The sequence below is a fragment of the Phenylobacterium sp. P4_E10 genome (genome assembly GCF_056401675.1).
In genome coordinates this window covers 1-23,364 of sequence record NZ_JBFUIW010000020.1, presented here as the reverse complement: position 1 = coordinate 23,364, position 23,364 = coordinate 1, and the positions used below count along the sequence as shown (strand labels likewise).

The following is a 23,364-nucleotide window of genomic DNA, read 5'->3' as shown; positions in this document are numbered from 1 at the left end:
CCTCTCTTTTTGCCTTAGCCGCTAAGGCTTAGAACTTGCGGACGTAGCCCACCGACCAGACGTCCGCCTCGCCGGCGTCGTCCTCGAAGTCGTGACGGGTGTAGTCGGCGCGGACGCCGTTCTTATCGTCCAGGAAGTACTGGCCGCCGACGCCGTAGTTCCAGCTGTTGCCGTCGGCGTCAGCGCTGGCACCGGGGACCGAGACCTTGGCCTCGCTCTTGCCGTAGCCGACGCGGGCGTAGAGGTCGGCGTTCGGCGCGACCGGCAGGAAGCCCACCCCGTAAATGGCGACGGAGTTCTTCAACTCGGTCTTGCCGTTGACGCCGCCGATGGTGACGTCGTCCTTTTTCACGCCGAAGCCCAGCTCGCCCTCAACGCCCAGGTAGGGGTTGAAGCGGGCGCCGATGCGGCCTTGGATCGCGCCCAGATCGACGTCTTCAAGGCTATGGTGGCTGTAGCCCAGCGAGCCGTAGCCGGTGACGGCCTGCGCGTTCGCAGCGGCGGGAACGATGGCGGCGGCGAGAGCGGCGGCGGCGATGAGAGACATCTTATTGTTCATTGATTGGTACTCCGTACTAAAGCTTGGCCATCCCCCAGCCGCAGGGGTAGGTCGCCTCCAAACGCGGCCATAAAGGGTCGGTTCGCGGACGATCCCGAGACCATTCTGCGTTGTGTCATTACGGCCACAGGGCCTAAACGCAGCGCGGCGGCAGGGTCGCCCCCGCCGCCGCACGTCGTCTCACTCCGTCCTGAGACGGCCTCGGGCTCTCTACTGGCGGTAGCTGAGCTGCAGGTAGAACACCCGGCCCGGCGCGTCGTAGGCGTTGGGGTCGAAGTTGTTCAGACCGCAGCTGATGCAGCCGGGCGGATCCTTGTCGAGCAGGTTGTTGACGCCGACTGCGACGCGCACGCCCTCGTTCATGAACTCCGGATGCCAGCGCAACTGGGCGTCGAGGTAGGTCCGGGAGTCCAGCTTGTTGGCCGTCACCTCCGGCTCATCCACCGAGGAGATGTAGCGCAGGGTGCCGGTCGCGCCCCACTCGCCCCTGTCCCAGTCGACGATGAAGGTCGACTTGGTCTTCGGATAGGCCTGGTCAGGGCTGCCGCGCTCGGTGCCTTCGCGGTTGATCTCTAGCAGACCGTCGGCCGCGGGCACGAACTCGGTGAACTCCAGCAGCCAGGTCGTGTAGGAGCGCGCCGTGAACTGGCCGAAGTCGTAGTCGCGCGAGGTGTAGATCAGGTTCAGGTCGACGGCCCGCGTCTTGATCCCGCCGATGTTGATCAGCGGGTTGGAGATCGCGATCACCGAACCGGAGCTGGCGCGGCTGATGGCCCCGCAGGCGATCGGGTCGGCGGTGGTCGCACAGCGGGTCAGGAAGGCCTGGCCGTTCTGGGCCTGGATCGCCTGGTCGAGCTCGATGTCGGTGTAGGCCAGTTCGAGCGAGCCGCCGCTGGCCCAGGTGGCCTCCTTCAGCGCCTGCGGCTCCCAGACCACGCTGTAGTTCCAGCTCTCGCTGGTTTCCGGCTGCAGGGCGGAGTTGCCGCTGGTGAGCACCGAGACCTGCGGGCTGATCTGCGTGAAGCTGCCATTGGCCGGCACGCCGCTGGCGATACAGTTTGCGCGGACCGTGGCGTTGGCGGGCGCGCCGCCGGCCAGGCCCAGGATGTCCGAGCAGGGGTCGACGACCTCCTGGTCGAAGCGCGAGGCGCTGCCGTAGAGCTCGCCAATGGTGGGGGCGCGGAAGCCCTCGCCCCAGGAGGCGCGGACCAGCACTTCCTCGATCGGCCGCCAGGTCAGGCCGGCCTTGTAGGTCGCGTCCTTTCCGGAGGTCGAATAGTCGAACCAGCGGCCGGCCAGCGAGACGTCCAGCTTGTAGGCGAACGGCAGGTCGGCCAGCAGCGGGGCGCGCAGTTCAGCGTAGAACTCGTCGACCGTGATCGAGCCGCTGGTCGGCTGGGCCGGAATATCCGACGACAGGCCCGCGGCGACGATCGGATCGGGCTGGAAGAAGCCCTCGGTCTCGCGATGCTCATAACCGGCGGCGAAGGCCAGCGCCCCGGCCGGCAGGTCGAAGATGTCGCCGGTCAGGTTGGCGCTGTAGTCGCGTAGCTCCTGCTCGGAGACATCCTGCTGGGTGAAGCCGATGAAGGACAACATGGCCGGCGTGATGGTGCCGGTGCCGCCGAACAGGTTGAGCGGTACGCACGAGCCCGTGCACCCAGCCAACGGGCCGAGCGCCTGCTGCACCCGCTGGGCGTTGATGTTTCCGGTGAAGGTCTGTTCGGCGTGGTTGCGCGACCAGACGACATTGACGTCCCAGTACCAGGCATGCCCGCTCACCTGGAAGTCGCCGTCCAGGGCGCCTGTCAGGTTCCAGGTATTGACCTTCTGCTCGTAGTGGCGCGGCCCGTTCTCGATCATACGCCGGCCGACGAGGTCGAAGGTGCCCGGCTCGAGGGTGAAGCCGAACGGGTTGTAGGGATTGGTGACGTCGATGTTGACGGTGTCGAGCAGGTTCCCGTTGCCGGCCGAGGGCCCGACGATCAGCGGCAGCGGTCCGGCCTGGTTGGCCGAGCGGCGGTCCACATAACTGGCGCGGACCCGCAGATTGATGTCCTCGGTGATCTCCTGGTTGACGTTGCCGAAGAAGCTCAGCCGCTCCGACGGGGTCAGGATGTAGTTGTAGGGTTGGAAGTTGAACCGCCCGGCGGTGGTGAAGTCGGTAAGGTCGCCCGCGGCGCCGGTCGGATTGCCGGGCACGTAGATCGGCCGCTGCCCGATGGCCAGCGGCACCTTCAAGGTGGCGTCAAAGTTCGTGCCGGTGTTGGGATCAGTGACGATGAACCGTCCCAGCACCGGGAAGCCGCTGCAGCCGCCCTCCACGCAGGAGGTGGCGTAGGGGCTGGGGTATCGCGAGATGTCGCGGTCGCCGGACAGCACCGGGTCCTGCTTGTAGTAGCCGCCGCCGAGCACGACGCGGGTGCCTTCCTGGGTGACGCCCCAGGAGACGTTGTAGTCCTGGCTGAACCCGTCGCCCTCGCCATAGCCGCCGATCTGGGCGGAGGCCTGCAGGCCGTCCTGGCTTTGCTTGGTGATGATGTTGACCACGCCGGCGATGGCGTCGGAGCCGTAGATCGGCGAGGCGCCTTCCTGCAGCACCTCCATCCGCGAGATCATGGCCGGCGGAATGGTGTTGAGGTCGACCGCGCCCGGCACCCCGGAGGCGGAGGCCCCGCTGACCCAGCGCAGCCCGTCGACCAGCACCAGCACCCGACGCGAGCCCAGGTAGCGCAGGTCGATCTCGGCCGAGCCGGCGCCGACGCCGCCGCCGTCCGGCGGATTGCCGAAATTGCCGGAGTTGTTGAACTTGGCGTTCAGGCCGCCGCCCGCCGAGGGGATGCGCTGGAGTACGTCGGCCGTGGAGGTCAGACCGCTCTTGGCGATCGCTTCCTGATCGATCTGGACGATGGGCTGGCTCTGTTCGAGCGGGCTCGTGCGAATGCGCGAACCGGTGACCACCACCTCTTCGACGGACTGGTCCGGGGCCTGGGCGGCTGCCGCCCCCGGCGCCACGGCCATGGCTGTAACAGCAAGAGACGCAAGGCCTCTCGTTAGGCGCTTCATATCACCCTCCCCCGGGCGGTGAGGCGTGCTCTTAACGGATACCAGCTAGCGAGCAGCGCCGTCGTTTTGATGGGCCGAGCATTTGCAAGCGTACTGTCGAGGTAACCCGTGGAGGATGGGCTGGGCCGAAAAACTGTCAAGTTGCCCCGCCGTTGCGCACGATTAATGCGCCACGACCCCTTGCAGGGACACGATTTCCCAATCTTGCAATCAGCGCGATATCGCGACTGCACCACGCCGAAAACGTGATCTCGCCGCGCGACTCACCCTGGCGAGCGCATCAACGCGGCCCGCATGACCGCTCTGTGACGGGCGTGCTATCACTGGCGCCTCAAGCTCCCGCCGGACGGATTCCCGGGCCAGAGGAGCGGTTGTCGGAGACAGCGTTTTGCATCAAGCCGTGATCGCGGCCACGGGCCTTTACACCCCGCCGCACAGCCTCTCGAACGCCGAGCTGGTCGAGACCTTCAACGCCTATGTCGAGCGGTTCAACGCGGCCAACGCCGCGGCGATCGAGGCCGGCGAAGTGACCGCCCTCACCCCCTCCTCCGCCGAGTTCATCGAGAAGGCCTCGGGCATCAAGTCGCGCTTCGTGATGGACAAGACCGGCCTGGTCGATCCGGAGGTCATGCGGCCGAACATCCCTGAGCGCTCGAACGAAGAGCTTTCGGTGCTGGCCGAGATCGCCGTCGAGGCGGCCAAGGATGCCATCGCCCGCTGGGGCAAGGACGTCAGCCAGATCGATGCAGTGATCTGCGCGGCCTCGAACATGCAGCGCGCCTACCCGGCCATGGCCATCGAGGTGCAGCAGGCGCTGGGCATCGAGGGCTTCGCCTTCGACATGAACGTGGCGTGCTCGTCGGCCACCTTCGGCATCAAGACCGCGGCCGATTTCGTGGGCGGCGGTTCGGCCCGCGCTGTGCTGATGGTCAATCCGGAGATCTGTTCTGGCCACCTGAACTTCCGCGACCGCGACAGCCACTTCATCTTCGGCGACGTGGCCACGGCGGTGATCGTCGAGCGGGCCGAGGACGCCACGGGCGGCTGGGAAATCCTCGGCACGCGGCTGAAGACCCAGTTCTCGAACAACATCCGCAACAACTTCGGCTTCCTGAACCGGGCGGCGCCCGATGGCGTCGGCGCGACCGACAAGCTGTTCGTGCAGGAAGGCCGCAAGGTGTTCCGCGAAGTGGTGCCGATGGTCGCCGAGATGATCGTCGCCCACGCCGGCGACCTGGGCATCGATCCGACCGCCCTCAAGCGCATGTGGCTGCACCAGGCCAACATCAACATGAACGAGCTGATCGGGAAGCGCGTCCTGGGCCGAGAACCGGCGCCCGGCGAGAACGTGATCATCCTCGACGAGTACGCCAACACCTCCTCGGCCGGCTCGATCATCGCCTTCCACAAGGCGAACGACGACTTCGTCAGCGGCGACACCGGCCTGATCTGCTCGTTCGGCGCGGGCTATTCGGCCGGCACGGTGTTCGTTCGCAAACGGTAGACGCGTCGCCTTGACGCGTCGGCCCCAGGAGACAGTGGCGCTACGTTCCAGCGTCACAAGTCTCTGGGGATGAGTATGGCGTACGACGACGTTCCGGGCGGCGATCCGCGTGGTCCCTGGTGCCCCAAGTGCAAGCTGCCGATCCGCGAAGGCGAGCCCACCACCAAGATGCATTTCCGGGAAGATCCCGACGGTTCCAGGGGCCTGAGCGGTCCCTGGCACGGCGAGTGCGCGCGGCCCTACTGGGACACTATCACGCCGGCGCTGGAGAAGCTGAAGCGCAGTTTCGGCTAGGCTTCGCCAGCCCGGCGCCATGCCGGGGAAGCGGGCTAGTGGACCTCGTCGACCTTCTGCTGCGCAGCTTTCCAGCCCATCGCCATCCGCACGCGGCTGCCCACCGCCGGATGATCGTAGAACAGCGCCTCCTCGAGCTTCGAGGGCGTAGCCGCCCGGTACTCGATGGTCTTGACCAGGGCCTTGGCCAGGCCGTCCGGCTCATTGACGTGCTCGAGCGAGAAGCGGTCGGCGGCGACTTCGCCCTGGCGGATGATCCATGAGTAGACCGGCGTCGCCAGCAGGCCGAGGACGGCCAGAATGATGCCGATCACCGGGAATCCGGCCGGGTCGGAAAGGCCCTGAATTCCCTTCGCGCCGGTGAGGCGCAGCACCGGGGCGAACAGCCGGTCGGTCAGGAAGAAGCCGACCAGGGCCATGAGCCCGAAGGCGCCCGCCATCCAGAAGACATCCTTGCGGACGTAGTGCCCCATCTCGTGGCCGACCACGGCCTTCACCTCGGCCATGTCCGCGCCCTTGGCGAACATCACGTCGCTCATGGCGATGCGGGCCGTGCCGAACAGGCCCGAGACATTGGCGGTGTAGCGGTTGGACTGCTTGGAGCCGTCATAGACGTAGATCTTGTCGTGCGGCACGCCGTTGGCCTCGGCCATCTCGACGATGGCGTCGCGCACCGGCCCCGCAGGCGCGGACTTATAGGTGTTGAACAGCGGCTCGACGAACACCGGGGCCAGCACCAGCAGCACGATGAAGGCGATGGCGACCACGCCGCCGCCCCAGGCCCACCAGGTCCGCGGCGCCTTGCGCATCAGCCAATAGAGCAGCGAGACCAGGATCACAGTGACGACGATCGAGATCAGGGCGGTGACGGCGAACTCGCCGAGGTAGCCGCCCAGTCCGCGGCTGGTCAGGCCATAGACCTTCTCGCGCCACCAGTCGGAATAGATGGTCCAGGGCAGGGCAAGAATGGTCTCGATCAGGGCGTCGAGCGCCAGCACTGCGGCGGCGGCCAGCCAGGGCCGGGCCTTGCGGCTCTCGATCGCCGCGCGGGTGGCGACCAGCACGCCCGAGCGCAGCACCAGCCAGGCGACGACGATGGCGACAAGCGCACCCCACAGCAGCAGCCAGTGGCCGCCCTGGGTGTAGGCCGTGGCCTTGGCGTGCGCCTCCGGCGACATGGTCGCCAGATAGGCGGCCGTCGCCGCGGCCGGATCGAAACCCTGGGCCATGCTCGCCCCTCCCCCAATATTCGCCGGAAGGAGGCCAGAGACCGGGGGTCTTGTCAGGTGAATTATGGTTCAGGTCAGAGGTGCTCGACTGCGCAGCCGAGGTCCTCGCAGATGCGGTCGGCGAGGATCTTGCGGTGGCAGCCGCGGTGATCGGCCTCGAAGCAGAGCAAGGCGATCTTGCGCTCGGCGGCCAGTTCCTTGGCCGCTGCCAATTCGAGCTGGGCGGCCGGCTCGGCCAGGTGCTCCTCGAAGATGACGGTCATCTCGGCGATGCGGCCCTTGCGGGCGGCGTCGCGGCCGGGCTTGGGCGTGCCGAGCTGGCGCAGATGCACATAACCGATGCCGGCTTCAGCCAGGCTGGCGGCCAGCACGGTCTTGGAGAAGCCTGCCCGGCGCGAGGCGGCGATCGCACGGACATCCACCAGGGTCTCAACGCCCGCCGCCTTCAGCCGGGCGATGACCACGTCCTGGGTCGTCGCCTCGTAGCCGATGGTGGCCAGGGGGTTCAAGAGCGCGGCTTGGGCTGGAGATCGGACGCGGCGTCCAGCTGGGCGCCGCGGGCGAGGTCTTCGGCCGCATCGTTGACGCTGTCGCGGCGGATGCTCGGCCTCTCGCCGATGTGGTGGCCGGTCAGGCCCAAGGTCTGGCGCGCCTCGTCGCCCTCCTCGCCGAACATGGCGCGGACGCGCACCTCGCGCTGCGGGAATGGGATCTCAAAGCCGCCGGCGCGCAGGGCGTCCTCGATCGCCCAGGTATAGGCTGCGTGGGTGGCGTTGGGCCGCTTGACCGCCTCCAGGGCCGGCCAGACCACCAATTCGAAGGCGAGCGCGCTCTCGCCGAAGCCGACCAACCAGACCTGGGTCTTGCGGACCGAGGTGTCCTTGAGCGTGAAAGGGACGTTGTGCGCGGCGCGCAGAACCGCCTCGCGCACTGCGGCCTTGTCGGCGCCGTAGGCGACGCGGAACGGTATGTGCATCCGCCGGGCGCCGTTCTGATAGGTCCAGTTGACGACCGGGGTCTCGATCAGTCGCGAGTTGGGGATCAGGACGTCGAGGTCGTCGTTATTGCGGATGCGGGTGGCGCGCGGGCCGATCTCGGCGACCACCCCGCGCTCGCCAGTCTGCAGCTCGATGTAGTCGCCGATGTGCAGGAGCTTGTCGAACAACAGCACCAGGCCGGCGATGAACTCCTTGACGACGCTCTGCATCCCGAAGCCGAGGCCGACGCCCAGGGCGCCGGCGAACAGCGTGAAGGACGACAGGTCGAGGCCCAGCGTTGAGAAGGCGGCGATCACCCCGAACACCGCCAGACCGTAGGTGGTCAGCTTCTCGACGATATAGATCGAGGGCGCGGCGGCCGGATCGGCGCGGCGGCGGATCCGGCGGATGACGCCGGCCAGCAGCTGCCCCGCAAGCAGCGAGGCAGCGATGATCAAGATCGCCGCCCCCAGGCCGCCCACCGTGATCGTGGTCTTGCCCAGACGGACAAGATCATGCGTGGCGAGGACCTGGATGTCGGCGGCGAGCTTGCTGTCCATCCTAGATCTTGTCGGGATAGATCGGAGCGATGTCGACCGGAATGTCCTTCAGGGTGGCGATCACGCTTTCGGCTTCCGTGTCGAGCTTGGCGTAGCGGTCGAAGAAGGCGTTCATGCCCGCATAGTCGCCATCGCCCTGCAGCTTGACCAGATCGGCCACCAGGCTGGTGAGCCCGGCCTGCATGGCGTCGTCGTTGACCCGGTAGCGCTTGGCGACAGGATCCCAGGTGAAGGCGCCCTTGGACTTCAGGTAGCCGTACTGGAGGGCTGCGCCGCGGCCGTGGGCCTCTCCGGCGCCCCAGCGAACCGCGCGGAAGATGCCGGCCATGTAGGTCGCAAACAGCTGAGAACGCTCGGCTTTCGGAACCTCGCCCTTCTCCATCATGTAGAGGATGTTGTAGACGCCCATGACGTCGGCCTTGGCCTCTTCGGCGGTGCCGCCGATCTCCTTCAGTTCGGCCGAGACGGTGGTCGGGCGGCCGGCGACGGTGATCGAACCCGGGCCGAGGCTGTGCGACAGCTCGTGGAACAGGGTCTCGAGGGTCATGTACTTCTTGCTGACCAGGGCGGCCTGGTCGGCGACCAGCACGCGGTCCCCCATCGGCTTGAGGATCCGGTCGTATTTCGCGCCCAGCACGTTGGACAGCACGACCTTCTTGGCGCCCTTGGCTTCGCGCACCCGCTCATCGTTGGGCAGGTTGAAGGCGATGGTCTGCGGGCCGATAGTGTTGTCGCCGCCGCCGCGCACCTGCTCGGCCACGGCGATCGGCGAGGCGCCGCCGCGCTGGAAGTTCTTGTAGGACTCCGGCACCGGCAGGTTCGCCTCCATGGCCCGCAGGTAGCCCTTGTACTTGTCGAGGGCGCTGCTCTCCTTGGGGTCCTTCAGGGTGACGAAGGCCTCGAAGGCGGTCTTCTGGCCGTAGAGTTCGTCGGTGTAGGTCTCGTAGGGACCGATGGCGACCTCGATCGGAGTGCCCTCCAGGTCCATCCAGGCCATCTCGGATTCGAAGTAGTCGTTGGAGCGGAACGACTTTGCCCGCAGCGTCAGGAACTTCTTCAAGCTCGGGTTGGTGGTGATCGCGGCGGCCTTCTCCAGCAGCGCCGCGGCGCGGTCCAGCTCGGCCTTGTACTCGACGTTGTAGGGCGTGGTGACCAGCTTGCCGCCCTCGCGCTTGACCACGGTGTAGCCGTCCATCAGCGCGGCCTTCTGGCCCGGGTTGGCGGCGATGTAGGCGTCGAGCTCGGCCTTGGTCATGCCGGCCGGATAGAAGCCGTGGCCCGGCCCCTGACCTTCCGACTGCCTGGCGTAGATGGCGGTCATCTCGTTGGCCGCCTGGATCAGCAGATTGACCACCTGGCGCTCCTCGGAATTGAGGAAGCCGGTCTCGACCTGCATCTGGATCTTGGCGAGCCCTTCGGTGGGCTGGGGCGAGGCGGCCATGACGGCCGTGGGCAGGCAAAGGGCCGCAACGAGCGGCGCAACGAACCTACGCATGTCTGTGATTTAGCTCCGGAAGCCGCCTTCTGGCGGCGATTGGGCCGGACCCTATCTGCGAGGTTCCCCGTCGTCGAGGATGGTGAGACGACGCACGGTGAGTTCGTCGATTTCCAGTCGCTTAATCCGCGCGCGGCCGACGCCGACCCGCCCGATCGCCAGCCGGCCGATGGCCAGGGCGCCGACCGCGAAGGCCCCGAAGGCGATGGCCCCCATGGCGACGCTGCCCATGGCGCCCACGCCGATGGCTCCGGCCGGCGTGGCCCGCGGCGCGACGATCACCGAATGACTGCGGCCGCGCCGCGGCGGCGCCTCGACGCGGACCACCGGCGCCTGACGGGTCCGCAAAGCAATGGCCATGGTTCGCTCCCTATGTCTGGCGGCCAGACTAGCCCGCCGAAGTGAGCGTCGTCATCACCTGCTCGCAGCGGAACTCGAAGCCGAGCGCCTGATAGAGCGCGATGGCCCCAGTGTTGTGGGCGTAGGAATGCAGGAACGGGGTTTCGCCGCGGGCGCGGATACGGGCCGCCACCTCCAACATCAGGCCGGCCGCATAGCCGCGGCCGCGATGGTCGGGATGGGTGCAGACGCCGCTGACCTCGGTAAAGCCCGGCGGCTGCATGCGCTCGCCGGCCATGGCGAGCAGCCGTCCGTCCTGCTTGACGCCGACGAAGCGGCCGAGCCGGTGGGTGCGTTCGAAGAACGGCCCGGGCGCGGTCAGGGTCGCCAGTTCCAGCATCTGCGGGGCGTCGGCCTCGGTGAGCGGCGTGATCTCGAAGGCCGGCGCGCCGATGGGATTGGGTTCTTCCGCCACCATCTGCCAGCAGAGCGCCTGCGAGCGAACGGCCAGGCCGGGGATCTCTGGGGGCGCCTGCGGCTCGACCAGGGCGACATCGCCATGCGCGCGCACCAGGTCGGTGAGGTCCGAGAGGCTCCGCGCGGAATGGTCCGGGGTGACGGCGAACAGGCCGTATTCAGGCGAGAACCGCAGGGCCGAGCCCTGGGCCAGGGCGATGGCCGACTGGCGCCCGGTCAGCGCCGACCAGATGGGACGGTTCAGAGGATGCGACATGCGCCCTCCATAGCCTGGGATCGGCGATGGTGTCAGGCGCCTCAGCCCTGGGACTGTCCCTCGTCGCGGACCCAAGGGCCGATCGCGAAGGCTTCACGCCGCCGCCACCCGTTGGTCAGCAGCTCCAGGGCCAATTCCCGCTCCCGCCGCTGCTCGGGCGTCAGTTCGGTGCGCAGTTCAGCGAGGATCGTCGCGGCGGTGTCGTCGAGGACGTCGTCATCCAGCCAGCCGGCCATCCGGCCCAGCAGGTATTCCGCCGCCGCCAAACGCTCTTGCGCCGCGTCCGTCACTGCCGCCCCCAAATCTGCGAGTCATTAGCACTCTCATTCACAACATAGGCGAGACTGTGACCGGACGGAAGTGGGTCGATTACTCGGGTCGACCCTGCACCGCAGAAAGCATTCTTGAATAACGCTGTTCCGCGATATGACCGTTGAGGGACCCGGGGGCGCGCCGTGATCTTCAACTCCATCACTTTCATTGTCTTCTTCGCGGTGTTCCTGGCGATCTGGACGCTGCCGCTCGGCTGGACGACCCGGCGGGTGATCCTGCTGATCGCCAGCTACATCTTCTATGCGAGCTGGAGCCCCCCATTCGTGCTCCTGCTGTGGCTGTCGACCTTCGTCGACTATTTCGCCGCCCGCTGGATCGCCAGCGAGGAGCGGGCCGCGCCGCGGCGCTTGGCGCTGATTATCTCGCTGACCGCCAATCTCGGCATGCTGGGCTTCTTCAAGTACGGGGGATTTCTGGAGGAGAACTTCGCGCGGCTGATGGGCGCGTTCGGCGTCGCCTATCAGGCGCCGGAGTGGAACATCGTCCTGCCCCTGGGCATCTCGTTCTACACCTTCCAGACCCTGTCCTACACGCTGGACGTCTATCAGCGGCGGATCGCGCCCAGCCGATCGTTCCTGAACTTTGCGCTGTTCGTGACCTTCTTCCCGCACCTGGTGGCCGGCCCGATCATGCGGCCCAAGGACCTGCTGTCGCAGTTCTCCACCCCCAAGCGCGCCAGCCAGCCGATGCTGCTGTGGGGGCTGGCGCTGATGACCCTGGGCCTGTTCGAGAAAATCGTGCTGGCCGACGGCTTCCTGGCCGGGCCTGCGGACAAGGTGTTCGAGGCCAAGGAAGGCTTGCTGCCGCTGGACGCCTGGACCGGGGTGCTGGCCTTCGCCGGCCAGATCTTCTTCGACTTTTCGGGCTACACGACCACCGCCATCGGGGCTGCGCTGTGCCTAGGCTTCGCCCTGCCGCAGAACTTCAACTCGCCCTATGCGGCGGTGGGGTTCTCCGACTTCTGGCGGCGCTGGCATATCTCCCTGTCCACCTGGCTGCGCGACTACCTCTACATCTCGCTGGGCGGGAACCGAAAAGGCCGGCTGCGGACCTACGGCAACCTGATGATCACCATGCTGCTCGGCGGCCTGTGGCACGGGGCGAGTTGGACCTTCGTGGTCTGGGGCGGGCTGCACGGGCTCTATCTGGCCGGCGAGCGAGCGCTGACCGCGGCCTTTGGACGGCTGGCCGTGTTCCACACCAGCGTCTTCAAGCTGGCTGCAGCGGCCCTGACCTTCGTGCTGGTCTGCGTCGCCTGGGTGTTCTTCCGCGCCACCGACTTCCCGCAGGCCGCAAGGATGCTGAGCTCGATGGTCGCGGCGCCGGCGAAGGCCGCTCCCCTGCTCTACCTCAACGACATCCTGCCGGTGGCCGCCATTCTAGGCGCCATGCTGATCTGCCAGTGGCGCATGCGCGCGACCTCGCTGGAGGCGGTGGTGGCCCGCACCCACGCCGGCGCGCTGGCGGTGTTGTGGGCGGTCATGGGTTTCCTCATCCTCGCCAGCCAAGGCTCCGACAATGCCTTCATCTATTTCCAGTTCTAGCGCCGAGCGCGCACTGGCCGAGACTGAAGGCGCCCGCGCCCAGGCCCCGGCGCCGAGCGACGGCCTGCGCCATGCCGACGAGCCGGATGAAGCCCGCCGCGAGATCCCGGACCGGCCATGGGGCAAGATCGCGCTCGCCGCCCTGGCGTTGACCGCGGCGATGCTGGTCGGCTGGGAGACCTACTGGCGCAGCCAGAGCTACGAGACCGGCGACATCAAGAACACGACCGGCGCCTGGGCAGCGCAGCGGCGGCTGGCGACCGCAGACGCCACCGTGCTGATCGGCACCTCGCGCAATCTGTTCGACGTCGACCTGGACGTCTGGGAACGGACCACCGGCGTGCGGCCGGTGCAATTGGCGTTGGAGGGCAGCAGCCCCCGGTTCGTGCTGGCCGATCTGGCGAACGATCCGAACTTCCACGGGCTGGTGGTGGCCGACGTGGTGACCGGGCTGTTCTACGGCGAGTTCGCCGGGCGCGGCGCCAAGGCCCTGCCCTACGCGCGCGACGAGACCCTATCGCAGCGGGCGGGCCGCGTGCTGTCGATCCCGGCGGAGTACGTGTTCGCCTATATCGACGACCAGACCCGCCCCAAGGAGTTGTGGCGGCGGCTGGAGCTGCCGACCCGGCCGGGGCAGCAGCCGGCCTTCGTCGACCCCTACAAGATCGGCATATCGAAGCCCGACCGCAATTCCGAGATGTGGAGCCGCGAGTTGACCGACGCGGCCTATCGCGAGCGTTCGATCGCGATCTGGGGCGAGATCTTCAAGCCGCAGCCGGGCGCGCCGCCGCTCAACCCGCCGAAGGTGATCGCCGAGGTGGCGGCCAATGTCGCCAAGATCCGCGCGCGCGGCGGCGATGTGGTGTTCGTCATGCACCCGCAGGCCGGATTCCTGGCGCAGACGGAGCCCAAGGCCTTCCCGCGCGCGGTGTTCTGGGACGGCCTGCTGGCCGGGACCAAGACCAAGGGCGTCCGCTATGACGAGCACCCGCAACTGCAGGGCTTCCGGATGCCGGAGATCTCGCACATGCATCCGCGCGACGCCGAGATCTACACCGCCCGGCTGGCGCCGCTGGTAGAGGCGGCGGACGGTCGCAAGCGCCCGGGATCACCTCCGAGATAGTTCCGGTCCGCCACGCCTGAGCTTGGGAAATCACCCCATACCGGGCGTGGATCAGTCCCGATACAGATGATCGCCACACCTGGGACCGCCTGGGACGCGCCAATGCCAAGCCTGCCTTTGCTGACCGGTCTGAAAGGCTATCGGCTCCAATGGCTCCGCTATGACATCGCGGCCGGGCTGGGGATCGCGGCCGTCGGGTTGCCCAGCGCGATCGCCTATCCGGCCCTGGCGGGACTGCCGCCCGAGATCGGCCTGTATGCAAGCATCGCCGCGGTCCTCGGATACGCGTTGTTCGGCTCGTCGCGGCAGCTCATCGTAGGGCCAGACGCCGGTACGGTGATGATGCTGGCCGCCGTGTTCCTGTCCCTGGGCGTGACGGCGACGCAGGACCGCATCGTCGTCTCGGCGGCGATCGCGATCATCGTCGGCGGGCTGTGCTTCGTCGCCAGCCTCCTGCGGCTCGGCTTCATCGCCAACTTCCTGTCGCGGCCGATCCTGGCCGGCTTCATGACCGGCATCTCGCTGTCGATCCTGGTCGGCCAGCTTGGCCGGCTCACCGGCGTGAAGCTCGACAGCGACGGGCTGCTGCGGCCGCTCTACGAGTTCGCCACGAAGCTCGACCTGATCCATTGGCCGTCCCTAGCGCTCGGCGCCGGACTCTTCGTCCTGCTGCGGGTGCTGGGCGCATGGCTTCCGGCCATTCCCGGGCCGCTGGTCGCAGTGACGCTGGCCACCGCGCTGTCGGCGGTCTTCGATTTTCCCGGGATGGGCATCCGCGTCGTCGGCGAGATCCCCTCACAACTGCCGACCCCTATGCTGCCGATCCCGCACGACGTCTCGCTGGGCAACCTGGCCGTCGGCGCCGTGGCTGTGATGATCGTGAGCTTCGGCGCCGGCATCGTCACCGCGCGCAGCTTCGGCGCCAAGAACAAGTACCCGGTCGACGCCAATCGCGAGCTGGTGGGGTTCGGGGCGGCGAACGTCGCCTCCGGACTGCTCGGCGGCTTTGCGGTGACGTCGTCGGATTCCCGCACCGCCACCAACGACCTGATGGGCGGCAAGACGCAGCTGGCCGGCCTGATCTCAGCAGCCGCCCTGGCCCTGACCATCCTGTTCCTATCGGACGCCCTGTCGCTGCTGCCGACGCCGGCGCTCGGCGCGATCCTGGCCTCGGCCGCCGTCAGCCTGATCGAATGGAGCACCCTGCGCGATCTCTGGAAGATCAGCCGGGTCGAGTTCGTGCTCGCCCTGGTGAGCATTGCGGGCGTCGTCGTACTGGGCGTCCTGAACGGCGTGGCCGTCGCCGTCGGCGCCACCCTGCTCTACGTTCTGATGAAGGGCATGAAGCCGCGCGACGCGATGATGGGCCGCATTCCAGGGCGCGAGGGCCTGTTCAAGCTGCATCGGCACCAGGACGCCCAGCCGATCCTGGGACTGACGATCTACCTGCTGCAGGGCAGCCTGCTGTTCCTCAACGTCGACTACGTCAAAGGCCGGCTCGAGGCGGTCATTGAGGACGCCGCGCCGGATGCAGAATGGCTGGTCGTCGACGCCAGCGCGATCACTCAGCTCGACAGCACCGCCGTGGTCATGCTGGCCGATATCTGCGACCTGGCCGCGGCGCGGGGGCTGAAACTCGCCATCGCCGAACTGCATAGCGAGCCGCGAACCACGCTGGAGCGCGCCGGCGTGCTGGCCAGGATCGGCCCCGCCATGGTCTTCGAGGAGATCGAGGATGCAGTCGCCGCCTTCGCCAAGCTAGGTCGGAACTAGCCGCGGTCGCAGCGGCGGAGATTCCAAGCCAAGGACAGCGCCCTGCCCTTGCGGGAGGGCGCTGTCGCGGTGCTACCGGTCTTTTTCCATCCCGCCGACGGCGGCCTGGGCGGCGGCCAGGCGAGCGATCGGCACCCGGAACGGCGAGCAGCTGACGTAGTCCAGGCCGACCTTCTCGCAGAACTCGATCGAGGCCGGGTCACCGCCGTGTTCGCCGCAGATGCCGAGCTTGACGTTCGGGCGGACGGCGCGGCCGCGCTCGGCGGCGATGCGGATCAGGTCGCCGACGCCTTCCTGGTCGAGGCTGACGAAGGGGTCCTTTTCGAAGATGCCCTTCTCAAGATAGGCGCCCAGGAAACGGCCGGAGTCGTCGCGGCTGATGCCGAAGGTGGTCTGGGTCAGGTCGTTGGTGCCGAACGAGAAGAACTCGGCGTTCTCGGCCAGGTCGCCGGCGCGGATGGCGGCGCGCGGCAGCTCGATCATGGTGCCGACCTGATACTCGATCTCGCGGCCGCGCTCCTTCAACACCGCCTGGGCGGTGCGGTCGGTCAGCTGGCGCAGGAAGCGCATCTCTTCGCCCTTGGCGACCAGCGGGTGCATGATCTCAGGGATCGGCGCGGCCTTGCCGCTTTCGGCGATCTCGCAGGCGGCCTCGAAGATGGCGCGGACCTGCATCTCGTAGATTTCCGGGTACGAGACGCCCAGGCGGCAGCCGCGGTGGCCGAGCATGGGATTGGTCTCGTGCAGCTCCTTGGCGCGACGCATCAGCTTGGCGGCGTCGAGGCCGGTGGCCTCGGCGACGGCGACCAGGTCGGCCTCGGTGTGCGGCAGGAACTCGTGCAGCGGCGGGTCGAGCAGACGGATGGTGACCGGCAGCCCCTCCATGATCGTGAACAGCTCGACGAAGTCGTTGCGCTGCATCGGCAGGATCTTGGCCAGGGCGGTCCGGCGGCCGGCCTCGTCGTCGGCGAGGATCATCTCGCGCACGGCGGCGATGCGGTCCTCATCGAAGAACATGTGCTCGGTGCGGCACAGGCCGATGCCTTCAGCGCCGAACTGGCGGGCGGTGCGCGCGTCCAGCGGCGTTTCGGCGTTGGCGCGGACCTTCAGGCGGCGGGTCTTGTCGGCCCAAACCATCAAGGTGGCGAAGTCGCCGGTCAGCTCCGGCTCGATCATCGTGACCGTGCCGGCGAGGATTTCGCCCTTGGAGCCGTCGACGGTGATGATCTCGCCGGCCTTGAAGGTGCGGCCGCGCACGCGCAGCTCGCCGTTCTTGCCATCGATCTGCAGCTCGCCGGCGCCGGAGACGCAGGGACGGCCCATGCCGCGGGCGACCACCGCCGCGTGGCTGGTCATACCGCCGCGGGCGGTGACGATGCCGCGGGCGGCGTGCATGCCGTGGATGTCTTCCGGGCTGGTCTCGTCGCGGACCAGGATGACCGCTTCGCCAGCCGAGCCGAGACGCTCGGCCTCGTCGGAGTTGAAGACGATCTTGCCGGTGGCCGCGCCGGGCGAGGCCGGCAGGCCGGTGGTGACGATGTCGCGCGGGCTGGCCGGGTCGATGGTCGGGTGCAGCAGCTGGTCGAGGCTGCCGGGTTCGACCCGCATGATCGCCTCTTGCTGGGTGATCAGGCCTTCGCTGGCGAGATCCACGGCGATCTTCAGCGCCGCCTTGGCGGTGCGCTTGCCGTTGCGGGTCTGCAGCATATAGAGCCGGCCCTGCTCGACCGTGAACTCGATGTCCTGCATGTCGCGATAGTGCTTCTCGAGCTTCTCGACGACGGCCTTGAACTGCAGGAAGACCTCCGGAAGCGCCTCCTCCATGGAGAGCGCCTTTTCGCCCATCTCTTCGCGAGCGATCTTGGTCAGGGCCTGGGGCGTGCGGATGCCGGCCACCACGTCCTCGCCCTGGGCGTTGATCAGGAATTCGCCGTAGAGGCGGGCCTCACCGGTGGACGGATTGCGGGTGAAGGCCACGCCGGTGGCCGACGAGTCGCCCATGTTGCCGAACACCATCGACTGCACGTTGACGGCGGTGCCCCAGCTTTCCGGGATGTCGTGCATGCGGCGGTAGAACTTGGCGCGGTCGTTCATCCAGCTGGCGAACACGGCGCCGATGGCGCCCCACAGCTGGGCGTGCGGGTCCTGCGGGAACGGCTGGCCGAGCTCCTGCTGGACCGCGGCCTTATAGTCGGCGACGACCTTTTCCCAGTCGTCGGCGGTGAGGCCGGTGTCGACGGTGACGTCGAGGCGCTCCTTATGCTCGTCGAGGATCTCTTCGAACATGTGGTGGTCGAGGTCGAGCACCACGTTGGAGTACATCTGGATGAAGCGGCGGTAGCTGTCGAAGGCGAAGCGGCGGTCACCCGACAGCTTGGCCAGGCCCTCGACAGTCTCGTCGTTGAGGCCGAGGTTGAGGACGGTGTCCATCATGCCCGGCATCGAGGCGCGGGCCCCCGAACGGACCGAGACCAGCAGCGGGTTGGAGGTGTCGCCGAACGACTTGCCGGTGGTCTTTTCGACGGCGGCCAGTCCGGTCACGACCTGATCCTTCAGATCGGCCGGGTACTGCTTGTCGTTGGAATAGTAGTGGACGCAGGCCTCGGTGGTGATGGTGAAGCCGGGGGGCACCGGAAGGCCCAGGGACGACATCTCCGCCAGGTTGGCGCCTTTGCCGCCCAGGAGATTCTTCATCGACGCATCGCCATCGGCGCCGCCACCGCCGAAGGAATAGACCCAGCGCGACTTGGTCAGCGTATCGGTCGACATCCTAGAGGCCTCCTTAGCCCGTCACTTGCGAAAAGTCCGCGACCCGCTCCATGAGGTCGCGCACCTGCACCAGAAGACGCAGGCGGTTATCACGCTCCGCCGCGTTTTCAGAATTCACCAATACCGCCTCGAAGAAGGCATCGACAGGGCTGCGCAGTCCCGACAGGGCGCGCATGGCTCCGGCGAAGTCTTCCTGCTGCAACGCCAGAGCCACCGGCGCTTCGGCGGCCTGGAGGGCGGCGATCAGCGCCCCCTCCTCCTTCGGCGCAGCCGGCATTGCGACCGCGGGACCGACGGGCAGCTCGCCCTTCTTCTCCTCGGCCTTGAGGATGTTGCCAGCGCGCTTGTAGCCAGCCAGCAGGTTCTGGCCGTCGGCGCCGGTCAGGAAGCCGTCGAGGGCCTCAACGCGGGCGACGATGCGCACCAGGTCGTCGTCGCCGAGCGCGAACACCGCGTCGACGAGGTCGTGACGCTTGCCCTGGTCGCGCAGCGCGACCTTCAGGCGGTCGGCCATGAAACTCAGCACCTCGTCGGCCACCACGCCGTAGGGGCGGAACTGGTATTGGACCTCGCCTTCCGGCGGATCGCCGGCCGGCGCGGAGCGGTCGAAGCGGATGTCGAAGTCCTGGTCGGTGGAGACCACGTAGGGCACGCCTTCCAGCAGCGCGTCCTCGAACTCCTCGACATAGGTCTGGAAGACCTCGGAGGGCTGACGATAGGCCGGGCCCAGATAGCCGGTGGTGCGGCGCGTCGAGACGTAGAGCGCGCGCCCCGGATCGACATAGCAGCGCAGCGAGCGGTACCAGTCGGCGACCAGTTCGCGGATCGGCGCGCGCGCCTCCGAGCCCAGCAGAATGCGGATCACGCCGAGCGCGGCGCGGCGCAGCGCGTAGGGGTCGCGCGAGCCGGTCGGTTTCTCGTCGATGGCGAAGAAGGCGGTCAGGGTGTCGAGCTTCTCGGCGATGGCCACGGCCATCGTCACCGGCACGTCAGGCGCCTCGTCATTGGCGCCGACCGGACGGTAGTGGTCGCGGATGGCGTCGGCGACGACCGGGCTGATCTTCTCCTCGCGCGCGTAGTAGCCGCCCATCAGGCCCTGCAGTTCGGGGAATTCGCCGACCATGCCGGTGGAAAGGTCCGCCTTGCAGAGCCGCGCGGCCAGCACGGCCTTGGAGACGTCGGCGCCGACCCGCGGGGCGATGGCCTTGGCCAGCAGCTCCAGCCGCTCGACCCGCTCGGCCAGGGTACCGAGCTTGGCGTGGAAGGTGACGCCGGTCAGCTTCTGGAGGCGGTCCTCCAGCTTGATCTTGCGATCCTCATCCCAGAAGAAGCGCGCGTCGTTCAGGCGGGCCGAGAGCACCTTGGCGTTGCCGCGGGCGATCTCCTTGCCGCCATCGGCCGCCTCGATATTGGCGACGGTGATGAAGTGCGGAGCGAGTTTGCCGTTGCCGCCATTGCCCGGCCGAACCGCGAAGTACTTCTGGTGCGTGCGCATCGAGGTGCGGATCACCTCCGAGGGCAGGTCCAGGAAGGCCGGGTCCATGTCGCCCAGCACCGGGGTCGGCCATTCGGCCAGGCCCGAGACTTCGTCCAGCAAACCGTCGTCGTCGACCAGTTCGAGGTTGCGCGCGAAGCACAGGGTGCGCGCGCCGTCCATGATGCGATCCTTGCGCTCCCCAGGGTCGAGGATCACGAAGTGCGCGGCGAGCTTGTCGCGATAGGTGTCGAAGTCCTTCACCTTGAAGGGCTTGCCGGACCCCATGAAGCGGTGGCCCTCGGTGACGTCGCCGGCTTCGATGCCGTCGACGTTCAGCGGCACGACCTCGCCGTCGAACAGGAAGACGATGCGCTTCAGCGGCCGCACCCAGCGCAGCGTGCCGCGCCCCCAGGTCATCGACTTCGGCCAGGGGAAATTGCGGATCACGTGGTCGAGGATCTCGGCCACGATCTCGGCGGTCGGACGGCCCTTGCGATGGATGTGGGCGAACCAGACGCCGTCCTTCTCCACCAGTTGCTCGCGGGTCAGACCCGTGGAACGCAGGAAGCCGTCGATGGCCGCGTCGGGCGCGCCGACGCGTGGGCCCTTGCGGTCTTCGTGGCGATCGCCCTGCGCGACCGGCAGCCCTTCAGCCACCAGGGTCAGGCGTCGCGGACCGCCAAAGGTTTTCATGCCCTCGGGCAGCAGGCCCTGTTCGGCAAGGCGTTCGCGGACCATGCGGTCGAAGTCCCGCGCGGCCTGCGCCTGCATGCGGGCGGGAATCTCTTCAGAGAACAGTTCAATCAGAAGCTGGGGCATCAGTTGGCTCCGGCCTCAAGCGGTTGCGGCGAGAACAATTCAGCCGCTTGCGCGCGTTGGGCCGCGTTGGCGCGCGCGCTCAGCGCTCGCGTCGTAAAATGTCCGTAGAGCTTTCCGCCGGTCGCGTATTGCCAATCCGAGATCGCCGTCTCGTCGACCTCGACCCGGGAGCCAATCTTCAGACCGTCCAAGTTGTAGGGCTCATTGGCGAGTTCACCAGTCACCTTGCCGTTGGATCTGCCAAGGACGTTCATCCAGATGTGCTCTTCGCCCCCGGTGCGGGTCTTAAGCCCAACCTTGAGCGCAAAGTCGCTGTAGCTGGGCGACTTCGCATCGAACTTCGCCCAGAATATCGGCAAGGTCTTGCGCGCCTCAGCCATCGCCGCAAGGATTTGAGCGTCGTGTTCTTTCGAAACAATCAGCTCTTCTTCTGGCGGCCGTTCCGGCGCCCGAGCACATCCTGACAAGGCAGGGGCGCTCACCGCGATTAGGCCGGCGAGCGCGGCGACGACGGCGCGCTTCAAGCGTTGCCCCCTTCGTTGGCCACCCAGGCCTCGGCGCACATCTTGGTCAGGTCGCGGATGCGGCCGATATAGCTCTGCCGCTCGGCCACGGCGATCGCGCCGCGAGCGTCCATCAGGTTGAACAGGTGGCTGGCCTTCAGCACGTGGTCATAGGCCGGCAGCACGGTGCGCTGGCCCTGCGGCCCGCGGCCCTCAAGGATGCGCGGCACCTGGCGTTCCATGTCTTCGAACTGCCGCTTCAGCGTCTCGACATCATAGAGGTGGAAATTGGCTTCCGATTGCTGGCGCTCATTCTCAAGGAAGACGTCGCCATAGGTCATCGGCAGCGGGCCGTCGGGATCGTTGAAGGCCAGCTGCGTGAAGTGGTCGACGTTCTGCAGGTACATGGCCAGGCGCTCGAGGCCGTAGGTCAGCTCGCCGGCCACCGGGAACACGTCCAGGCCGCCCACCTGCTGGAAGTAGGTGTACTGCGTGACTTCCATCCCGTCGCACCAGACTTCCCAGCCCAGGCCCCAGGCGCCGACAGTGGGGTTTTCCCAGTCGTCCTCGACGAAGCGGATGTCGTGCATGCGGGTGTCGAGGCCGATCGCCTCCAGGCTGCCCAGATAGAGCTCCTGCAGGTTGTCCGGGTTCGGCTTCAGGATCACCTGATACTGGTAGTAGTGCTGCAGCCGGTTGGGGTTCTCGCCATAGCGGCCGTCGCCTGGCCGGCGCGAGGGCTGCACATAGGCAGCGCGCCAGGGCTTGGGACCCAACGCGCGCAGCACGGTGGCCGGATGCAGGGTCCCGGCCCCCACCTCGACGTCGTGAGGCTGCAGAATCACGCAGCCCTGACGGCTCCAATAGTCATGCAATTTCAGGATAAGTCCCTGAAACGAAAGCGGCTTGTCGGCTGGCATTGAGCTGGTTTTCGCAGGCGCAAAAAAAGTCGGCGGACCATAGGGCCCGCCGACCTTCGCTTCAAGGCGGAAAGCCTTGCTCTAATTGCCGCGCGGAGTCGTCGCTCGACCGGCCCGTGAGAGCGGCTTGAACTTGGCCCGGTTCTCGGGGGTGTCGGCCACCGGCTGCATGGCGGTCACATTGGCCGGCGCCACGGCTGCGGTGTCCGTCCCAGCGGTGGTCGCATCCATCGCCGAGGACGGCGTCGCCGTCGTCGTGGTGGTCGAGTAGGCGTCAGTCGCCGGCGGATTGACGCTGGTGTCCGGCGAGGCGGCGCTCATCGACTGATCGACGGTCTTGTCCATCGCCTTGGTGGATTCGTCATTCATCTGGGTTTCAGCCGCATCGGCTGGCTTGGATTTCTTGGCCCCCTCGCCGGCGTGGGCGCCGCCCGCAAGCAACGCGATCGCCGCCGAGGCGGTGAGCAGGGTCTTCATCATCATCTCATCGTCTCCAGAATGACGCAGGCCCGGCCCCCCCACTACCGGGCCGCGTGACTTTTCTAGCGCGTGGGCCGCGGCTTTGTTCCCCTATACGCGCCGTCGCCTCGGGCCTGACTCCCCACGTCTGGAGGGCGGTTTCGCCTGTATTTTAGGCGCCAACACCCTGATCTGCTCAACAATCGGGCCGGTTGCGCCTTTTCCTTGATCAGAGGTTACCGGGCGCCGTTCGCCGACCCGGCCCCCGATAGCGTCACCCTAGCCGTCGGAGGGGGGATGCCAGCCGCATCTTCCGGCGGATGCGGGAAAACTCGTTAGCGCGCTCCTGGCTTAGGGCGCGTCGGAGCAGGCGATGAAATTGGTCATAGCGATCGTCAAACCTTTCAAGCTGGACGACGTGCGCGAAGCGCTCGTGGGCGCCGGCATCGAGGGGCTGACGGTCTCCGAAGTCAAAGGGTACGGCCGCCAGAAGGGCCAAACGGAGATCTACCGGGGCGCCGAGTACCAGGTGAACTTCGTGCCGAAGGTGAAGCTGGAGGCTGTCGTCGACGACGCGGCCGCCGGCAAGGCCGTCGAGGCCATCAAGAGCGCCGCGGCGACCGGCAAGATCGGCGACGGCAAGATCTTCGTCCTCAATGTCGAGGACGCAGTGCGAATTCGGACCGGAGAGTCCGGCACGGCGGCGCTGTAGTGCGCGCCGAACTCATCGGGACAAGGGGATAGCGACAATGAAGACAACTGGATTCAACAAGCTGACGGGCCTAGCGCTCGCCGCCATGATCGCGGGCGGCGCGCTCGCGCCGGCGGCGTTCGCGCAGGACGCCGCGCCACCGGCCCCCGTGGCCACCGAAGCCGCAGCCCCGGCCG

At 67.4% G+C, this 23,364-nt stretch carries 20 protein-coding genes; 6 read left to right on the top strand and 14 right to left on the bottom strand.

All coding sequences use genetic code 11. From position 1 onward, the window contains the following. Positions 1-28 precede the first annotated feature (28 nt). Both AC1DQJ_RS18750 and AC1DQJ_RS18745 read right to left on the bottom strand, forming a co-directional pair. Positions 29-547 carry a porin family protein gene (locus AC1DQJ_RS18750; RefSeq protein WP_477606093.1) on the bottom strand — a complete coding sequence of 173 codons (519 nt, stop codon included), beginning with the start codon at positions 545-547 and terminating at the stop codon, positions 29-31. A 222-nt stretch (positions 548-769) separates the two neighbouring features. Further along, a complete protein-coding gene (locus AC1DQJ_RS18745; protein ID WP_477606091.1) occupies positions 770-3,625 on the bottom strand; it encodes a TonB-dependent receptor domain-containing protein in 2,856 nt (951 codons plus the stop codon). Between the two features lie 388 nt (positions 3,626-4,013). Between AC1DQJ_RS18745 and AC1DQJ_RS18740 the strand changes: the two genes are divergently transcribed. Together AC1DQJ_RS18740 and AC1DQJ_RS18735 are read left to right on the top strand one after the other, a co-directional pair. Further along, entirely contained in the window at positions 4,014-5,129 is a 1,116-nt protein-coding gene (locus AC1DQJ_RS18740; RefSeq protein WP_477606089.1) for a beta-ketoacyl-ACP synthase III, read from the top strand. Between the two features lie 75 nt (positions 5,130-5,204). After that, complete coding sequence (locus tag AC1DQJ_RS18735; protein ID WP_477606087.1) at positions 5,205-5,423, top strand: hypothetical protein; 219 nt, start codon at positions 5,205-5,207, stop codon at positions 5,421-5,423. A 35-nt stretch (positions 5,424-5,458) separates the two neighbouring features. On the opposite strand, the gene AC1DQJ_RS18730 is transcribed toward AC1DQJ_RS18735, so the two are convergent. From AC1DQJ_RS18730 to AC1DQJ_RS18700, 7 genes are all read right to left on the bottom strand, one after another. Continuing rightward, positions 5,459-6,652 carry a M48 family metallopeptidase gene (locus tag AC1DQJ_RS18730; protein WP_477606085.1) on the bottom strand — a complete coding sequence of 398 codons (1,194 nt, stop codon included), beginning with the start codon at positions 6,650-6,652 and terminating at the stop codon, positions 5,459-5,461. A 74-nt stretch (positions 6,653-6,726) separates the two neighbouring features. After that, entirely contained in the window at positions 6,727-7,161 is a 435-nt protein-coding gene (locus AC1DQJ_RS18725; RefSeq protein WP_477606083.1) for a DUF488 domain-containing protein, read from the bottom strand. Next, positions 7,158-8,189 (bottom strand): mechanosensitive ion channel family protein, encoded by a 1,032-nt coding sequence (locus AC1DQJ_RS18720; RefSeq protein ID WP_477606081.1) that lies wholly within the window; start codon positions 8,187-8,189, stop codon positions 7,158-7,160. Before AC1DQJ_RS18720 ends, AC1DQJ_RS18725 begins: the two co-directional genes overlap by 4 nt. Before the next feature lies 1 nt (position 8,190). Beyond that, positions 8,191-9,684: a dipeptidyl-peptidase 3 family protein gene (locus tag AC1DQJ_RS18715; protein WP_477606079.1), complete on the bottom strand. Its 1,494-nt coding sequence runs from the start codon at positions 9,682-9,684 to the stop codon at positions 8,191-8,193. Positions 9,685-9,735: 51 nt separating this feature from the next. Continuing rightward, positions 9,736-10,044, bottom strand: a complete 309-nt coding sequence (locus AC1DQJ_RS18710; protein ID WP_477606077.1) for a hypothetical protein — start codon at positions 10,042-10,044, stop codon at positions 9,736-9,738. 28 nt (positions 10,045-10,072) lie between these two features. Beyond that, complete coding sequence (locus AC1DQJ_RS18705) at positions 10,073-10,756, bottom strand: GNAT family N-acetyltransferase (RefSeq protein WP_477606075.1); 684 nt, start codon at positions 10,754-10,756, stop codon at positions 10,073-10,075. Positions 10,757-10,797: 41 nt separating this feature from the next. Further along, a complete protein-coding gene (locus AC1DQJ_RS18700; RefSeq protein ID WP_477606073.1) occupies positions 10,798-11,046 on the bottom strand; it encodes a hypothetical protein in 249 nt (82 codons plus the stop codon). A gap of 165 nt (positions 11,047-11,211) precedes the next feature. Between AC1DQJ_RS18700 and AC1DQJ_RS18695 the strand changes: the two genes are divergently transcribed. From AC1DQJ_RS18695 to AC1DQJ_RS18685, 3 genes are all read left to right on the top strand, one after another. After that, positions 11,212-12,633 (top strand): MBOAT family O-acyltransferase, encoded by a 1,422-nt coding sequence (locus AC1DQJ_RS18695; protein WP_477606071.1) that lies wholly within the window; start codon positions 11,212-11,214, stop codon positions 12,631-12,633. Further along, positions 12,608-13,756 (top strand): hypothetical protein, encoded by a 1,149-nt coding sequence (locus AC1DQJ_RS18690; protein WP_477606069.1) that lies wholly within the window; start codon positions 12,608-12,610, stop codon positions 13,754-13,756. The genes AC1DQJ_RS18695 and AC1DQJ_RS18690 overlap by 26 nt, the downstream gene beginning before the upstream one ends. A gap of 102 nt (positions 13,757-13,858) precedes the next feature. Further along, positions 13,859-15,529 (top strand): SulP family inorganic anion transporter, encoded by a 1,671-nt coding sequence (locus tag AC1DQJ_RS18685; protein ID WP_477606067.1) that lies wholly within the window; start codon positions 13,859-13,861, stop codon positions 15,527-15,529. 72 nt (positions 15,530-15,601) lie between these two features. On the opposite strand, the gene ppdK is transcribed toward AC1DQJ_RS18685, so the two are convergent. The 5 genes from ppdK to AC1DQJ_RS18660 form a co-directional block, all read right to left on the bottom strand. Next, positions 15,602-18,298: a pyruvate, phosphate dikinase gene (gene ppdK, locus AC1DQJ_RS18680; protein WP_477606065.1), complete on the bottom strand. Its 2,697-nt coding sequence runs from the start codon at positions 18,296-18,298 to the stop codon at positions 15,602-15,604. Positions 18,299-18,311: 13 nt separating this feature from the next. Next, a complete protein-coding gene (gene glyS / locus AC1DQJ_RS18675; protein ID WP_477606063.1) occupies positions 18,312-20,594 on the bottom strand; it encodes a glycine--tRNA ligase subunit beta in 2,283 nt (760 codons plus the stop codon). Beyond that, positions 20,594-21,118 (bottom strand): DUF2314 domain-containing protein, encoded by a 525-nt coding sequence (locus AC1DQJ_RS18670; protein ID WP_477606061.1) that lies wholly within the window; start codon positions 21,116-21,118, stop codon positions 20,594-20,596. The genes glyS and AC1DQJ_RS18670 overlap by 1 nt, the downstream gene beginning before the upstream one ends. Further along, a complete protein-coding gene (locus AC1DQJ_RS18665) occupies positions 21,115-22,017 on the bottom strand; it encodes a glycine--tRNA ligase subunit alpha (protein WP_477606059.1) in 903 nt (300 codons plus the stop codon). The genes AC1DQJ_RS18670 and AC1DQJ_RS18665 overlap by 4 nt, the downstream gene beginning before the upstream one ends. 81 nt (positions 22,018-22,098) lie before the next feature. Then, complete coding sequence (locus tag AC1DQJ_RS18660) at positions 22,099-22,500, bottom strand: hypothetical protein (RefSeq protein WP_477606057.1); 402 nt, start codon at positions 22,498-22,500, stop codon at positions 22,099-22,101. A gap of 349 nt (positions 22,501-22,849) precedes the next feature. Between AC1DQJ_RS18660 and AC1DQJ_RS18655 the strand changes: the two genes are divergently transcribed. Continuing rightward, positions 22,850-23,188: a P-II family nitrogen regulator gene (locus AC1DQJ_RS18655; RefSeq protein ID WP_477606055.1), complete on the top strand. Its 339-nt coding sequence runs from the start codon at positions 22,850-22,852 to the stop codon at positions 23,186-23,188. The last annotated feature ends 176 nt before the right edge of the window (positions 23,189-23,364 follow it).

Excerpts from the sequence above, each read along its gene's own strand:
- AC1DQJ_RS18750 (WP_477606093.1), bottom strand. The coding sequence starts at position 547 with ATGTCTCTCATCGCCGCCGCCGCTCTCGCCGCCGCCATCGTTCCCGCC.
- AC1DQJ_RS18745 (WP_477606091.1), bottom strand. The coding sequence starts at position 3,625 with ATGAAGCGCCTAACGAGAGGCCTTGCGTCTCTTGCTGTTACAGCCATG.
- AC1DQJ_RS18735 (WP_477606087.1), top strand. The coding sequence starts at position 5,205 with ATGGCGTACGACGACGTTCCGGGCGGCGATCCGCGTGGTCCCTGGTGC.
- AC1DQJ_RS18730 (WP_477606085.1), bottom strand. The coding sequence starts at position 6,652 with ATGGCCCAGGGTTTCGATCCGGCCGCGGCGACGGCCGCCTATCTGGCG.
- AC1DQJ_RS18720 (WP_477606081.1), bottom strand. The coding sequence starts at position 8,189 with ATGGACAGCAAGCTCGCCGCCGACATCCAGGTCCTCGCCACGCATGAT.
- AC1DQJ_RS18715 (WP_477606079.1), bottom strand. The coding sequence starts at position 9,684 with ATGCGTAGGTTCGTTGCGCCGCTCGTTGCGGCCCTTTGCCTGCCCACG.
- AC1DQJ_RS18710 (WP_477606077.1), bottom strand. The coding sequence starts at position 10,044 with ATGGCCATTGCTTTGCGGACCCGTCAGGCGCCGGTGGTCCGCGTCGAG.
- AC1DQJ_RS18705 (WP_477606075.1), bottom strand. The coding sequence starts at position 10,756 with ATGTCGCATCCTCTGAACCGTCCCATCTGGTCGGCGCTGACCGGGCGC.
- AC1DQJ_RS18690 (WP_477606069.1), top strand. The coding sequence starts at position 12,608 with ATGCCTTCATCTATTTCCAGTTCTAGCGCCGAGCGCGCACTGGCCGAG.
- AC1DQJ_RS18685 (WP_477606067.1), top strand. The coding sequence starts at position 13,859 with ATGCCAAGCCTGCCTTTGCTGACCGGTCTGAAAGGCTATCGGCTCCAA.
- ppdK (WP_477606065.1), bottom strand. The coding sequence starts at position 18,298 with ATGTCGACCGATACGCTGACCAAGTCGCGCTGGGTCTATTCCTTCGGC.
- glyS (WP_477606063.1), bottom strand. The coding sequence starts at position 20,594 with ATGCCCCAGCTTCTGATTGAACTGTTCTCTGAAGAGATTCCCGCCCGC.
- AC1DQJ_RS18665 (WP_477606059.1), bottom strand. The coding sequence starts at position 22,017 with ATGCCAGCCGACAAGCCGCTTTCGTTTCAGGGACTTATCCTGAAATTG.
- AC1DQJ_RS18660 (WP_477606057.1), bottom strand. The coding sequence starts at position 22,500 with ATGATGATGAAGACCCTGCTCACCGCCTCGGCGGCGATCGCGTTGCTT.
- AC1DQJ_RS18655 (WP_477606055.1), top strand. The coding sequence starts at position 22,850 with ATGAAATTGGTCATAGCGATCGTCAAACCTTTCAAGCTGGACGACGTG.